The following is a 15,424-nucleotide window of genomic DNA, read 5'->3' as shown; positions in this document are numbered from 1 at the left end:
CTATGACAACCATCAATCAGGAACAGGTAAAGCGTTGGAGATTGGTTCTGGGCGCGGCCTCAGAGGAGAAGCTGAAGGCATGCGGCGGCGGCTCCGGCAGGCTGCTCGACGGAGATGATGTGTTGATGGATGAGGCACTGGCTGCCATCTACGATGATACGGCGGATGCATCGGGCATGGAGGCCGGGGGTTCGGGCAAATCGAGATCGGCCGGGCTGGGCCCATCCTCGCCAAAGCTCGCCAAATGGCTGGGAGATATTCGCTCTTTTTTTCCACAGGACGTGGTATCGGTCATTCAAGCAGATGCGATAGAGCGCAAAGGATTAACACAGCTATTGTTCGAGCCTGAGCTGTTGTCACAGGTGAAACCGGATATTCAAATGGTGGCGACCTTAATGGCGCTCAAAGGCAAGATACCCGAGAAAACGAAGGAAACGGCCAGGCAGCTGGTTAGAGCCGTAGTCGAGGAAATTGTAAAACGGCTATCGTCGAACATGCAGCGTGCGGTCACGGGGGCGCTGAACCGGAGGCAGCATTCGCCGCTGCCATCCTTTACGGGTCTCGATTGGAATCGTACGATCAGAGCCAACCTGAAGCACTACGATCAGGAACGGCAGCTGCTCATTCCGCAGAAGGTTTACTTTTTCGATCGCGCCCGCAAAAGCAAGGAGTGGACCGTTATCCTGGATATCGATCAAAGCGGCTCGATGGCCAATTCGGTGATCTATGCTTCGATTATCGGTTCGATCTTTGCCAGTATGCCGGCACTTGATACGCGTGTGGTCGCCTTTGATACCGAGGTTGTTGATCTTAGTGAGCAGTGTGCAGAAGACCCGGTAGATATGCTGTTCGGTATACAGCTGGGTGGAGGCACGGACATTAATAAATCGGTCGCCTACTGCGAGCAATTCATTACGGAGCCGAAGAAGACGTTGTTCATTCTCGTAACGGATTTATATGAGGGCGGCAACCGTTCGGAGCTTCTGCGCAGATTGGACGACTTGCAGCAGGCTGGTGTAAAGACGATTTGTTTGTTGGCTTTATCAGATGAAGGGGCGCCTTCCTACGACGAAACGGTAGCCAAAAAATTGTCTCAATTTGGGATTCCCTGCTTCGGCTGCTCTCCTGACCGTCTGCCTGAGCTGATCGAAGGGGCCTTGAAGGGACAGGATCTGCTGATGCTCGCTAATCGGGTACAGGCAGGTCCAAATTCATAAATCCTGTAAAATTCCTTGATTAGAGGCCGATGAAGCTGATTGTTATGGTTAATTCACCGGCCTTTAAGCTTGGGTTCACTAAATATTTACTTGTATTTTACAAAAAGAGGTTGAAAGTTAACAAAACGCTTTGTATAATAATGACATGATCAAAGTTAAACCGGTTTAATGAATCGGTTTTTATTGGGGAAATCATTAAACCGGTTTAATGATTTCTTAACAATCGTGAAAAGGGGGGATCAAATGGCAACCATCGATGACGTAGCCAAAGCTGCGGGTGTTTCCAAGGGAACGGTATCCAGTGTATTCAGCAAAAAAAGACCCATCAGCCGTCCTGTAACTGAACGAGTTCTGGAGGTTGCCAAGGGTTTAGGGTATTACCCGAGCCATGTAGCGCGAAGTCTGGCTATTAAGAAAACGATGATAGCTGGCTTGAAAATGCCGATATCCAAAGATAGCGTAATGTCGGGTTTCGAGATTCAGATGATCAATGGCGTTATAAGAGAGTTTTCCAAGCAGGGCTACAGACTTTTGTTAGACACGCTTCCTGAGCACGATGATCCGACCCAATTTTCCATCGATCCGGTGGATGGCGTCATTATGCTGAACCCGAGAAAGCAGGATCCTCGCATTGAAAGATACAATCAAATGGGTATCCCGTTAGTATTGATTGGCCGTCCAGATCCAATTGAAGAACAAATTAGTTATGTCGACAATGATAACCGACACTTAAGCTTGCAGGTGGGTCAATATTTAATTAACCTCGGACACACAGCTATTTTATTTCTTAACTCCAGCGCTGATATGACGGTTGCTATTGACCGGGAGAACGGTCTGGCAGAAGCTTTCCAGCAAAGCGGTCAATCCTATGATCAGGTACACGTTATGAACTATTCGAGAAGGCAGCATGCCAATCCGACTGAATATGGTTATGTTTCACTTAAGAACATCTATGAGCCTAATCGATTCACTGCCATCATTACAGATACGGACCGTGTAGCACTAGGGGTCATGAGAGCCGCAAGAGAGCTTGGCATCGATATACCCGGCGAGCTATCACTTATAGCCTTAAGTAATGATGCTACTCTGGCACAGGAAATGACGCCTGCGTTAACCTCGGTTGAGCTATCCGCAGAAATGCTGGGTACGGAAGCAGCCAAAATTTTAGTCGAGAAAATGAAAGATGTAGATATCGTCGAGCAAAAGATCATTGAAGCCAAATTGGTCATTCGCGAATCGTGCAGGTTACTGTAATAGGCCGCCAATAGGCGGGTCATAAATGTAAACGCTTTATTAAGATTGTGTAAAGGTTGTATATAATCTGGGAGGTATATCATGATAACCAAATCGAAAGTTATGAGTTTAACGATGGCGATTGCACTGCTGGGCACCCTATTGGCAGGTTGTACCGGAAACGACACTGCAGCACCGTCAACAGGCAATTCAACTGCAAACGCGCCAAAAGGAAATGACAAAAAAGAAGACAGAACTCTCCGTATCATGTCAGGCGTTATTGGTGGTAAAACCCCTGAAGAGAACACATTGTTCGAGAAAGAGATTGAACGACTGACCGGTATTAAAGCGAAGCTGGATAAACCGGCATCCGATTATGACCAGAAATTGTTGGCTGCCATTGCATCGGGTGAGAAGTTCGACCTGCTTCAGATCAGTAAAGAAAAAATGAACCTGTTTATCGATCAAGGTATTGTGACTCCTCTTACAGATCAAGTGAAAGCTTCCAAAGTATTGTCCGATCCCGATGTTTTGCCTGCGGGTGAATGGGATCAGATCAAGACGAAAGACGGCAAGATTTATGGTGTGTTCACGAAGTTTCAAGGCGGAACGATGCCGATTGTACGTAATGACTGGTTAAAAAAGCTGAATTTGCAGGAACCCAAAACATTGGATGACTATTACAAGGTATTAAAAGCATTTACCGAGCAGGACCCGGACGGCAACGGCAAAAAGGACACCTATGGTTTAAGTACAGCAGGTATGTATGAGCTGCAAGGCATTTTCAGTGCAGCGGGCTTGAAGCAGCGTTATGTGGAGAAGGATGGCAAGCTGGATGTGCCGTACTCGACGGATGCGGCTATCCCGATTTACGAGTGGCTGAATAAGCTTTATAAAGAAGGCATATTAGATCCTAACTTTGCGACCAACGATACCGGTAAAATGCGTAATCTGTTTTTGACGGATCGTGTAGGCATGATCACTTATTGGGACGCATGGGTAGGGATGCTCAACAATACAAGAAAAGAGCAGGACGCCAAAACCACATTTGAAGCAAAAGGACTTCCTGGCGCTGCAGATGCGAACGGCAAATATATGATCCGTCGCGGTGATCCGGACGTATGGGTCATTCCGGTGAATGCGGAGCATCCGAAAACAGCATTTGAATTTATTGAATGGTGGCATTCCAAAGACGGCATTATGCTCGGAAGCCTGGGCATTAAAGACAACGATTATACGGAGAGCGGCGGTAAATACGAGCTTACTAAAGCAGGTAAAGAGCATGCGATGGACCATGGCGTCCCTTTCTGGTACAACAAAAAAGTTCAACCTCCTTTCGGTCTGCTGCCAGGGGTAAAAGAAGCTCAGGAACTGGTTGTGAAATATGCAACGCTTGAGCTGACGCCAGCCAAATGGGCAGATGCCGAGAAGATCATCAATGAAAATTCATTTAAAGCCATTCTCGGTGAAATGTCGGCCGCTGATGCGGTTAAAAAGATGCGTGAGCAGCTAAAAGCAAGCAAACTGATCGACTAATCTAAGATGAAGTTTCAGCTGTTCGAAGGGAGTATATCGCTTGAATGCTCCCTCCGATACGGCTGAAATTACCAAGCGGATAAGGTGGTGGCTGACTTTTGAAAGCCGTCTTGAAGTATAGAACGCTTTATGTGATGATGATACCCATTTTGGCTTACTTTTTTCTTTTTTCGTATTATCCGTTAGTACGCGGCCTCATCATCAGCTTTCAAAATTTTCGATTAATCGGAAACCGGCCTTTTGTGGGCTTTGATAATTATTTGTTTGTTCTGAAAGACCCCACATTCTGGACAGCTTTTCAAAATACGTTGGTTATCGGCGGATTTACGCTCATCATCGGATTCATTATGCCGATTATACTTGCCTTGTCATTGAACGAGGTATTGTCCGTCTGGTTTAAGAAATTAACACAAATGATCGTATATTTACCTCATTTGTTCTCATGGGTCGTTGTTGGCGGTATGTGGATCATGCTGCTGTCTCCCGATACAGGGATCGTGAATCAAATACTCCAACTGCTTGGAAGCGCCAAACCGATCAGCTTTATGTCGAGTACCATCTATGCACGTTCCATTATGGTATTTACCGCCGTCTGGAAAGACATGGGGTTCATTGTTATTTTATATCTCGCTTCCATCGTTTCCATCAATCCGTCTCTCTATGAAGCGGCCAGAATGGATGGCGCGAACCGTTGGCAGTTGGTCCGTTTCGTCACACTTCCATCGCTTGCTTCCACAATGAAGGTAGTTATTATGCTCAATGTGCTGAGCGCACTGCGTATGTTTGACCAAATCATTGTGATGAGAAATGGAGCGATTGCCAGCAAGGTCGATGTGATTATGATGTATACGTTCCAAAAAGGTATTCTGGAATTCAATATCGGCACTGCGACTGCTGCGGGCTTTATCGTTATATTGGCTACGTTAATTCTTACTTTTATAACCCGATTGATCATTCGCTATGATGACGGAGGAGACAAATAATATGAAACTTGAATCCAAAGGATGGTCGGGACGTCTGTTCGATGTAGTGAATATCGCTTTTTTGCTTCTTCTTGTAGCGACCATGTTCATTCCTTTTCTGAATACGTTCGCCTTGGCATTTTCCACCAACTTTGCTTCCATGCAGCCGGCTATTGTGCTGTGGCCCAAAGAATTCAGTATTGAAGGCTTTAATACCGTGTGGAATCGACTGCAGCTTTATCAGCCATTCAGCAATAATATCATTGTCACCGTGATTGGCACCATTGGGCATGTGTTTCTGTGTGCTATGGCAGGTTATGTACTCGTCCAACCGCGTTTGCCTGGTAAAAAGCTGATGGTATCGTTGATCCTGGTCACCATGATGGTACCGAGTGAATCGATTATGATCCCACTGTATGTCGTCAACAAGGAGCTTGGTCTGCTTAACACATTATCTGCGCTTATTTTTTCAGGGTTGATCTCCGGCTTTGGCGTATTGTTGATGCGTAACTTCTTCTTAACCGTACCTTTGGAAATGTCGGAATCAGCACGAATGGATGGGGCAGGGGATGTCCGTATTTTTACGACGATGTATTTACCGCTAGCGAAGGCAGGTCTGGCCACAGTAGCCTTGTTTGAGTTCGTCAGCCGTTGGAATCAATTCACCCCGGCACTGCTCTACATTAACAATCATGCGAAATATACACTGCAGATAGCCTTGAAAGCACTCATTATTGATACGGATGCGACCTCCAGCAATTTCATCATTACAACGAATGTCAGGATGGCGGGTATTGTGATTGCGCTGCTTCCTTTGGTCATTATTTATCCATTTGTGCAAAAATATTTCGTCAAGGGCATTATGGTCGGTGCTAATAAAGAATAGAGCTGCAAAGGATGTACCACACTTTTAGACAAATAATGAAAGACGGTGGAACCCTATATGAACCAAACGGACAGAGTAAGCCACACAGCTACATTTACCAGAACTGTTGAACATTCGGAGCAGAGCTCCTATATCGAAGTTCCTTTTGAGATGCCGCAGCATGTGGAAGAGATTCAGGTCAGCTATGAGGTGGAGTCTTCCGGTGGTGAGATTGCGGTTATCGATTTAGGAATTCGCGACCTGAGTCGAATCCGAGGGTGGAGCGGCGGAGCACGGAAATTTTTCAATATGGGGTTGGAGAAGGCAACACCGGGATATTTGCCTGGACCTCTGGACGCTGGTGAATGGGCGGTTGTGCATAATGCTTATAAGATTCCTCAAGAAGGCTGCAAGGTTACGGTAACCATTACCTTTTTCCTGATGACCCCGCGTTGGCTCAAGGGTGACCTGCATATGCACAGTTTGCACAGTGACGGCACTTACACGTTGGAGGAGAATGCATCCATTATGGAGGAGTTGGGCTGCGATTTCATGACAATGACGGATCACAATACGATCAGTCAAAATTTGGCCTATCCACGCACCACCAGCCTGGTGATGATACCGGGAATGGAGTTTACAACCAACTTTGGTCACAGCAATTTCCTTGGTGTAACGGACCCTTTGGATGATTTTCGGGTAAGCAGTCAAGCTGACGTGAACCATAGACTGGCTACTGCACGCGAACGAGGCGCCAGGATTGTATTGAACCATCCTCATTGTGATTATTGTCCATGGGAATGGGATTTTGATGTCGATCATGACTGGGTGGAAATTTGGAATGGTCCCTGGACTGAACGAAATGCACGCACTTTGGCCTGGTGGCAGCAGCAGCTTATTACGGGCAGGAAGTTGAATGTGATAGGCGGCAGTGATGTTCACCGCCCTGATCCTTATGTCAAGCATGCGATGCCGTGTACGTGGGTATATGCGTCCTCCAAAACTGTAAATGGGATATTGGCTGGAATCGATGAGGGCCATGTAACCATTAGCTATGCACCGGATGGGCCATTTGTACAATTAGAATGCGGACCCTACAAAATGGGGAATTCGGTACCTGCAGGGGAAGCTGGAATCGTGAAGCTGCAAGCCCAGCATCTCTTGGCAGGCGATGAAGTGAAGCTTATTAGCAGCAAGGGTCTGGAACAACATGTAATCGTGAACATCGACGGTGCACTGGAGCTTACGATGGATGCAGCAGGCAGGCGATTCGTCCGCGCTGAGGTGTGGAGAACATTTCCGAACGTAGATACCACCATGCGGATGGCAGCGCTGTCGAACCCGATCTATTTTGATTAAAATAAATGACGACGAGGTAAATCCCGTATGAATATGACTGTGATGACTTTTAATTTAAGATATCATACACCTGATGATGGAGAATCGGCTTGGCCCCATCGGGTAAATAGTGTGGCACAGATGATTCGGGAGCATAGTCCGCTCATAGTTGGAACCCAGGAGGGCTATTATCCGATGCTGACCGATCTGCAGGAGCGTATACCTGAATATGCCTGGGTCGGATACGGTCGTATGGGTGAGCATGAGAACGAGCATTGTGCTGTATTCTACAAAACCACTGAGCTTGAGGTACAGCATCAAGGTCAGTTTTGGCTGTCGGAGTCACCCTTGGAGCCTGCTTCTATAGGCTGGGATAGTCATCTTCCGCGAATTTGCACATGGGTCAGCTTTCTTCACAAAGCATCATCCAAGCAGTTTATTGTATATAACACGCATTTGGACCATATGGGAGAACAGGCTCGGAAGCTGGGTGCTGCTTTAATATGGGATACCCTTCACTCTCAGCACATCGAGTTTGGTTTGCCTGTAATCGTAATGGGAGATATGAACAGTCATCCTGGCGACTGGCCGATTCGGTTTTTACGCGGGGAAGTGGAGCATATGGGCAAACAAACGTGGCTCAAGGATGCTTACACAGCATTATCCGGACCTATTGGCCTCACTGCCCATTCCTTTCAGGGTGGCGATGAAGGTGAGCCTATCGACTATATATTTGTTTCTCCTGAAATAGAAGTGGCGACAACGATGGTGGATCGGCGCCAGCTACAGGGCGTATATCCTTCTGATCATTATCCGATTATTTCACAGCTGAGGCTGAGTGATCCTGTTCGTATGCAGGGGAAGGGGAAGTAACTTGTTCCGAACCAGGGAACGAAGGATGATATCGGAGTAGAGGAGACAGAGGCAATGAACACTAATCTTGAAAAAATTTATGTGGTTTTCAAAACACATTTTGATATCGGATTCACCGGACTCGTATCCGAGGTGGTCCACAGATACCGGACAGAGATGCTGGAGGAAGTGATCCAAATCTGCGAGGAGACGAATGGCAACAAGGAGCATGAACAATATGTTTGGACTATGTCGGCCTGGCCTTTATTGCAATCCTTGGAGGGCAGCGGGGAGCAGGACCAACGCAAAGCTTTGCAATTTCTGGAAAACCGCCAGTTAATATGGCATATGCTCCCTTATACGACACATACGGAATTTTGCGGGCTGGAGGAATGGATACGCGGGATGTACGTTTCGCGCGGTCTGAGCGAGAAATACGGTTATCGCCCCAAAGATGCCAAAATGACCGATGTGCCGGGTCACACCTGGATCGTGCCTTCTTTATTGAAAAAAGCAGGTGTAAAGGTGCTGCACTTAGGCTGCAATCCCGCTACAACACCACCTGATGTTCCACCTGTATTTTATTGGGAGGGGCCGGATGGCGAGCGGCTGCTCACGTTTTACTCCAAAGGGGCTTATGGTACAGGCATACTGCCTCCCGAGGACTGGGAGCATCCGATCTGGCTGGCTATGATCCAGACCAGCGATAATCATGGTCCACACGAGGCTTCCTACATACAGGAAATGAAAGCTTCCATTGCGGCTAGTGGGTCCAAGGCTGAACTGCATATCGGGAGCCTGACGGATTTTGCCGAAGACTTTCTGGCGCGGAATCCCGATCTGCCTGTTATTCGTGGAGACATGGCTGATTCATGGATTCATGGTGTCGGAACCGCTCCACGAGAGGTATCGCGGGTGCGCGAGCTGAGAGGACGGATCGCAACGGTAGAGAGTGCGCTGTCGATGAATTCGCTTGTTGCAGACGAAGCTTTGAGCTTGGAGGATAAGCAGCAGATTAAGCAAGCTATTGATACTGCTTATGAATATACGCTGCATTTTGGGGAGCATACGTGGGGACTGGATTGCAAAACATTTTTGTTCTCGAGGCAGTTCCCGAGGCGGTATGAAAAATCGGAGTTTATCGAAGACAAACGCAGCGAGCGTTATGTGTTGATGGAGCAGTCCTGGCAGGAGCAGATCGATTACCTCAATAAAGCCGAAGCCTCCATACAGGCTGCTGAGGAAAGGCTGCAGGTTCAGCCACAGTGGAATCAAACCAGCTTATCTGCGGCCGATAATGGTTCGGAAAGAAAGCTGCGTGTGTACAATAACCTTGGCTGGCAGCGTGATGCCTGGGTTCGTATTGCTGCGGATTCGCAGCATAGTCCGAATGAACTTGATACCTGGATCGATTCTGTCAGCGGTGAGCAGCTGAAGGTAGTTAACGATGAGAATGGGGTGTTGGTGGAAGTTAAGGGCCTACCGGCACTTGGATATAAGACGATAGCATGCGTAGCAAGCAGCGGGAACGTTCATAGTGGGGCCGAAGGTTCGGAGAAACCTTTTGTATTTGGAAGCTTAAGCGAGACACAAGCCGTAATCGAGAACTCTTTTGTTGTCGTCACCATAGATAGAAAAACCGGATGGATCATTAGCCTGTTTGATAAGCGTCTGAATAAGGAATGGGTGGATACCGAGTCCGCGCAGGGCTTTGGACAGTATGAATATAACATTTATTCGAATCGGGAAATAACGAGCTATATCAAAAAATATGCGTACCGCTTCTATGACTGGGGCGTACATGATTTTGGAAAAACCGATTATCCCGAGCAGCAGAAGCGGCTTTCCTTTCAAACTGAATTGCGGCATATACGTCTTGTACAGGAAAAGCATGCGGTCAAAGTGGAGTGTGTAGCCGGGAATAGTCAGGAATCGATTATGGATTATGGTAATGCCAGAGAAGTCATGTGGACGGTAACGCTGACGGAGGATTCTCCTTTTGTCGATATGGAATGGCAGATCAGCGGCAAAGAGGAGACGCCTTTAGCGGAATCCGGTCATATCTTATTTCCTTTGCAATTAAAGAATCCAAGCTACCGTATCAATAAAATGGGCAGTGTCATTGATCCGCTTGCCGAGATTGTACCTTCCTCCAGCACCTTGCTGAATTGCTGTGAAAATTTTGTCGATGTGTCGGATGGCAAGGTTGGGATGGCGATCATTCCTCTCGATTCTCCGCTATTTTTTATCGGTCGCAATGGCATGTGGGATTTTGAGCATGATTATGTGCCGGAGAAGCCTGAAATGAATTTTAACATTTTCAATAACTGGTGGGGGACGAACTTCCCGCAATGGACCGGTGGCAGCTTCAAGTATCGGTATCGGCTAGTCCCGCACGCAGGGGATTGGGTGGAAGGGTCTGTGTGGCAAACCGCCGAGGAAACGATGAACTCAGCACTTACGGTTCCGGCTGAACGATCGGGTAACAACAATGTTAATGATCAGCTCGAACTACTCCCTGGCGGCTTGGATGGAATGGCAGTGACCTGCTTTAAACCAGCTGAAGATGGGGATGGCTACATTCTGAGAATTCGTGATTGGATCGGGAAGCCAAGGCTGGTAACGATTCAATTGCCCGCTCAAGTAAGCCAGGTTTGTCTGACTGACCTGCTCGAATATGACCTTAGAGGTTTAAGCTTGTTGAAGAAAGCGAATATGAATGAACAAGAGTTGTACTTTTCTACTCAAAGCTTTGAGGTTCATACACTACGTTTGCGGTTTCACGAATCTACCCCCTACAGAAAGTAACGATTAACTTATTGTGTTCGATCCCGAGGTGTTTAGTAAAGAGGTAGCATGATATGTTGCCTCTTTTGCTTGTCCATCACACTTTTAACAACACACTGTTTAACCTGTGCTAAAATACGGTTAGTACTTTCATAAGAAAGGGGAATGCAACATGGACGTCTTCAATCGAATTAAAGGTGGCCTTTACGGTGTGGCAATCGGGGATGCGTTGGGTGGCACGACGGAATTTATGACCAGTAAAGAGGTCAAGGCGAAGTATGGATATTTAACTGAGATTATAGGCGGCGGCGTCTGGGAGCTGGAAAAAGGTGAAGTTACCGATGATACGATGATGACGCTCTGCGTGGCTGAAGGTATATTGGCGAATCCATTGGACCCGATGCCGTATATTGGGGAGCAATTTATGAATTGGTACCGGACAGATCCCAAGGATATCGGCAATATTATTCGACATGTGCTCGCGACCTTTGAAGGTAATTGGTTTGAAGCCGCCTTTTTAACTGATCAGTACATGGGACAAAGTGCCGGAAATGGCTCTCTTATGCGCTGTCTGCCTGTAGGTCTTGTCTATGATAATCTGACCGAGCTGGATAAGTATTCCCGCATGCAGTCCAAAATGACGCACTATGATGAGCACTGCAACGAAGCCTGCTCGATTTATAATCGAATCGTATGGAGATTGCTTCAAAATGAGAGTCTTGCCGATGCCATCGAACAGGAAATTCGACATACTGACTATAAAGATATTTTGTTTGCGGAGCCCAATTGTGAACCGAGCGGATTTGTCGTTCACACCTTTCGATGGGTACTGAACATCTTGTTAAATTCCAATTCCTATGCAGACACGGTACAAAAAGCTGCCAATCTCGGTGGTGATTCCGATACGATAGGCGCTATTGCCGGAGGATTGGCTGGCGTGCACTGCGGCTTTGAACAAATTCCTGATAACTACAGCAGTGTCATATTAATCAAGGATCAACTGAATGTGCTGGCAGGGAGAATATTTGACTTACGGGAAGCAAGAACTCGTTAAGTGGCTTCGTCTAAATCGTGATTCGCTACCAGCAGACTATGAGCATGTTATGCAATCGGGTATGACCCATGTTAAACTAACAAATAATGGTTACTATTTATGGTGAGTGTGAGCAATTAGGAGGGTGATTATGAATATAGCGAAAATAGAAGCAGGCGGGAAAAATATAGCCGTCGTGAGCAGTAGTGAGATATTAATAGAGGATGTTCAGTCGGCATTGGATCTTATGGCAACGGTACAATATGAAACCGATAGTAATCGTATCGTGATAAACAAATCTCTGCTAAGCGACAGCTTTTTCGATTTGAAAACTCGCCTAGCAGGCGAAATTCTTCAGAAGTTCGTCAATTATCGCGTAAAGATGGCAATTGTTGGGGATTTCTCGGTGTATTCAAGCCAAAGTTTTCGAGATTTCATCTATGAATCCAATAACGGAAACGATATCTTTTTCTTGGCGACCGAGCAACAAGCGATTGATAAGTTAAGCATGTTGAAGTAGAAGATGGAATGGGAGGGAGATAGGTGTTACAAGCTCTTGCTAGATCCCTATGAGGTGACGAAAGAAGGTTAGAAAGGAGAATGGTGCCTCTATGAAAAAGCAATATCCGATTGGGGTCTTGAAGCAGGAAATTATTAAAATTTATAACTCGATTAATCAGGAAATATTCGGAACGGGCATCAAGTCGCAAAAGATTGAAATCTCCGGTGATAAAGTGTTGATTTTTGCTACACACAAACGGATTCCTGCTTTGAAAATTCTTGACGAATCGAATCGGAGTTTGACAGCCAGTGTGGATACGCTGCTCATGGAGGCTAACAAAAAAATGCTTAAGGAGCAGTTAGAGCAAACGTTGGGCTTGAAGGTGAAATTGGTACTGAAGGATTATGATCCCGTAACGGAATATTCAGGAACCGTTATTGTTTTTGAAAATAATTTGGAATAAACGGTATACCAAATACAAAAAAAGCTTATATTTTTCTATGAAGTATGTTATCATAAAATATGAAAACGTTTGCATAAAGATGATAGCTTCTATTTGGATGTTAGTGTAAGGTTTAGTTACATAAAATCGCTTTTATTTGTTGATTTAGTCGTTGTAATCATTTTTTGATTGATTTATTGTTTTTGTTGTGTTACATTACCTAACAAGAGATGAACATTCTATATTTTCACCAGCAATCATGCTTAACCAGTGTTGAATATGATGTTTGAACCTATTAAGGAATCGAATCCTTTTACACAAAAGAGATCGGATTCCATTGTAATGTTCAAGCAACAATCATACATATAGCAGGTCATAAGGAACTCCGCGTGGAGAGCTTTACAACCGCTATTGTGACATATACGGGACTTTAGTGTCCTAGTATGCTCATAATAGCGGTTTTTTTGTATATGGTTTTGATCCAAATTAGAAAGGAAGAAGTCTATGAAAGCACCCAAAACCCGCACAGAAGCAAGACACGTAGTCGAAGCACTGAACACCATTTCCAAGGGGAGAATGGTTATGGATTGGAATGAGATCACGGCTGGAGCCAACCCGTATGTCGTGATGAAAACCTCCAATATTCCAGGTAAAAGCGTGCTGGAAATCCCTGGGCTGATTTTTGGAGACAAGCACAAGCCGGTGTCACGTATTGGAGTCGGGATGACTTTGACTGAATCGGTTATTGAGCTGGCTTCCGCCATGAAGCTTGATCTGATCATCGTGCATCATCCAGTAGCTGATGCAGCCAGCTCGGGAGGGGTACCTTTTGCGGATTATTTGCCCTTGTATGGATTGGCGCTTATTGAAATGCATGAGGCTTTTCATGGACTGCATCCCGGACTGACGCTGCTGCACGGACACCATAAGCTGAAAACAGACATTTGCTTTGGCGGCATTCCAGGCAATGTGCTTCACAAGGGCATTGCGCTGGAGGAAGTGAAAACCACAGGTGATATCTTAGCCAGAATTGACGGCTTGATGGGACGTGATATCGATCTCGATCTGTTGGAGGCAGAGCGGGCGATTCGTGGTGAAGCCTCGCTTGAGGAAGCGACGCTGGCTAATCCGGCGCAGCTGCTCAGTGGTACCCCGGATAGTAAGGTAAAGCACATTCTTCATTTTTTCCCGCATACCGGATTTTCCTTGGAGCATTTGGAGCTTGCGCTGCATATGTATCCGGAAACCGATACGATTATTGTCAGTATCAGCAGGGTACGAGAAGATCATATTTTTGTGAAATACGCCAAGGAAAAAGGACTTAACTTTATCGTAGGTAATCCACATTCCGTTGAAATTCTGGAGAATGGTCTCCCGCTTGCTTACGCTTTGGAAATGCTGCTTCCCGAAGTTGAAATCTTCTTGCTAAGAGAACGGATAACAGCTGTACCCTTAAAAGAGGTCGGTTTTCAAAAAATGGTTGAATACGGCAGGGAGATGGCTGGAACGCATTTGGTTTCGGGACAACCACTCGCTGTTCAAATAAATTAGCACCTATATAAGGGAGGATGAACAAACCATGATGAAGATGAACAAACTGGGTTGTCTGCTGTTATCCACTGTGCTATTGACGATTACTGCGGGCTGTGGAACCGCTTCTGTGACGGAAACGAGTGCGAAACCGGCTGCGGAAGCGAAGATGGAAGTAAAAACAGAGGTCAAAAAAAGCGAGGAAATCAAAACCGTTAAATTTTCCGAGGTCATCCGTTCGATTTTTTATGCTCCCCATTATATCGCGATGCAAAAAGGTTTTTTCAAGGAAGAGGGACTGAACGTCGATATGAACACGGCGCAGGGCTCGGATAAGGGAGCAGCCGCCTTAATTGCCGGCGTGGCCGATATTTCTTTGGTAGGACCGGAAACCGCCATTTATATTTATAATCAAAAAGGGGATAAAACACTCAAAATTTTCCACCAACTGACGATCAAGGACGGTTCCTTCCTGCTGTCCCGGACCAAGCTGAATGGCTTTAAATGGAGCGATCTGGAGGGGAAATCCGTAGTCGGATGGCGTCCGGGCAGTGCTCCGCAAATGGTATTGAACTCCAAGCTGCAGCAGGAAAAGGTGAAGGCCGAGGTGATCACGAATATCGCTTCCCCGGCAATGGCGGGCGCTTTTACAAGCGGTAAAGGTGACTTTATTCAGGTGTTTGAGCCCATCGCCTCTACTTTGGAAAAGGAAGGCAAAGCGTTCTATGCAGCAGCTGTAGGACAAGCGTTTGGTCCATTCCCGGAAACCTCTTACGTCGCAACATCGGATTATATTAAGAAGAATCCAGAGACGATTCAGAAATTCGTTAATGCTGTTGCCAAAGGAACCAAGTGGTTGAACACAGCTTCACCTGATGAAATTGCCGAAGCCTTGATGCCTTTTTTCGAAGGAACACCGAAGGATATTATCATTCAATCGATCGACCGATACAAGAAGCAGGATACCTGGTCGGCTGTTCCTGAATTGACTGCAGAGCAATTTGAAACTTTGCAAAAAATGCTGATCGAGAACGATGTACTGAAGCCGGAGCAAAAATTAACCGATATGGGAGTCGTCGTGGATATGAGCTTTGTGAAAAATATCGGAAAGGCAGGGAAATAAGCCT

General features: G+C 46.2%; 13 protein-coding genes. All 13 read left to right on the top strand.

What is annotated here, in order from left to right; genetic code table 11:
* Window positions 1–2 precede the first annotated feature (2 nt).
* Window positions 3–1,217, top strand: a complete 1,215-nt coding sequence (locus BK127_RS23810) for a VWA domain-containing protein (RefSeq protein WP_076234015.1) — start codon at window positions 3–5, stop codon at window positions 1,215–1,217.
* 243 nt (window positions 1,218–1,460) lie between these two features.
* Window positions 1,461–2,471: a LacI family DNA-binding transcriptional regulator gene (locus tag BK127_RS23805; RefSeq protein WP_076234014.1), complete on the top strand. Its 1,011-nt coding sequence runs from the start codon at window positions 1,461–1,463 to the stop codon at window positions 2,469–2,471.
* A gap of 81 nt (window positions 2,472–2,552) precedes the next feature.
* Window positions 2,553–3,986 carry an extracellular solute-binding protein gene (locus BK127_RS23800; protein WP_076234013.1) on the top strand — a complete coding sequence of 478 codons (1,434 nt, stop codon included), beginning with the start codon at window positions 2,553–2,555 and terminating at the stop codon, window positions 3,984–3,986.
* 98 nt (window positions 3,987–4,084) lie between these two features.
* On the top strand, window positions 4,085–4,969 hold the full coding sequence (locus tag BK127_RS23795) for an ABC transporter permease subunit (RefSeq protein WP_076234012.1): 885 nt from the start codon (window positions 4,085–4,087) through the stop codon (window positions 4,967–4,969).
* Window position 4,970: 1 nt separating this feature from the next.
* The gene (locus BK127_RS23790) at window positions 4,971–5,834 is read left to right on the top strand and encodes a carbohydrate ABC transporter permease (RefSeq protein ID WP_076234011.1); all 864 of its coding nucleotides are present in this window, start codon (window positions 4,971–4,973) and stop codon (window positions 5,832–5,834) included.
* Between the two features lie 57 nt (window positions 5,835–5,891).
* Complete coding sequence (locus tag BK127_RS23785; RefSeq protein ID WP_076234010.1) at window positions 5,892–7,172, top strand: CehA/McbA family metallohydrolase; 1,281 nt, start codon at window positions 5,892–5,894, stop codon at window positions 7,170–7,172.
* A gap of 42 nt (window positions 7,173–7,214) precedes the next feature.
* Window positions 7,215–8,024: an endonuclease/exonuclease/phosphatase family protein gene (locus tag BK127_RS23780; RefSeq protein WP_256711419.1), complete on the top strand. Its 810-nt coding sequence runs from the start codon at window positions 7,215–7,217 to the stop codon at window positions 8,022–8,024.
* A gap of 54 nt (window positions 8,025–8,078) precedes the next feature.
* A complete protein-coding gene (locus BK127_RS23775) occupies window positions 8,079–10,811 on the top strand; it encodes a DUF5054 domain-containing protein (RefSeq protein ID WP_076234008.1) in 2,733 nt (910 codons plus the stop codon).
* Window positions 10,812–10,962: 151 nt separating this feature from the next.
* The gene (locus tag BK127_RS23770) at window positions 10,963–11,844 is read left to right on the top strand and encodes an ADP-ribosylglycohydrolase family protein (RefSeq protein ID WP_076234007.1); all 882 of its coding nucleotides are present in this window, start codon (window positions 10,963–10,965) and stop codon (window positions 11,842–11,844) included.
* A 130-nt stretch (window positions 11,845–11,974) separates the two neighbouring features.
* A complete protein-coding gene (locus tag BK127_RS23765) occupies window positions 11,975–12,343 on the top strand; it encodes a DUF4180 domain-containing protein (protein WP_076234006.1) in 369 nt (122 codons plus the stop codon).
* A 91-nt stretch (window positions 12,344–12,434) separates the two neighbouring features.
* On the top strand, window positions 12,435–12,788 hold the full coding sequence (locus tag BK127_RS23760) for a Na-translocating system protein MpsC family protein (protein ID WP_076234005.1): 354 nt from the start codon (window positions 12,435–12,437) through the stop codon (window positions 12,786–12,788).
* 483 nt (window positions 12,789–13,271) lie between these two features.
* Entirely contained in the window at window positions 13,272–14,318 is a 1,047-nt protein-coding gene (locus BK127_RS23755) for a Nif3-like dinuclear metal center hexameric protein (RefSeq protein WP_076234004.1), read from the top strand.
* 28 nt (window positions 14,319–14,346) lie between these two features.
* Window positions 14,347–15,420 carry an ABC transporter substrate-binding protein gene (locus BK127_RS23750; protein WP_256711418.1) on the top strand — a complete coding sequence of 358 codons (1,074 nt, stop codon included), beginning with the start codon at window positions 14,347–14,349 and terminating at the stop codon, window positions 15,418–15,420.
* Window positions 15,421–15,424 lie beyond the last annotated feature (4 nt).

It is taken from the genome of Paenibacillus sp. FSL H7-0331, from assembly GCF_001956045.1.
The sequence above is the reverse complement of the archived record's forward strand: the minus strand, read 5'-3'. Positions and strand labels throughout refer to the sequence as shown.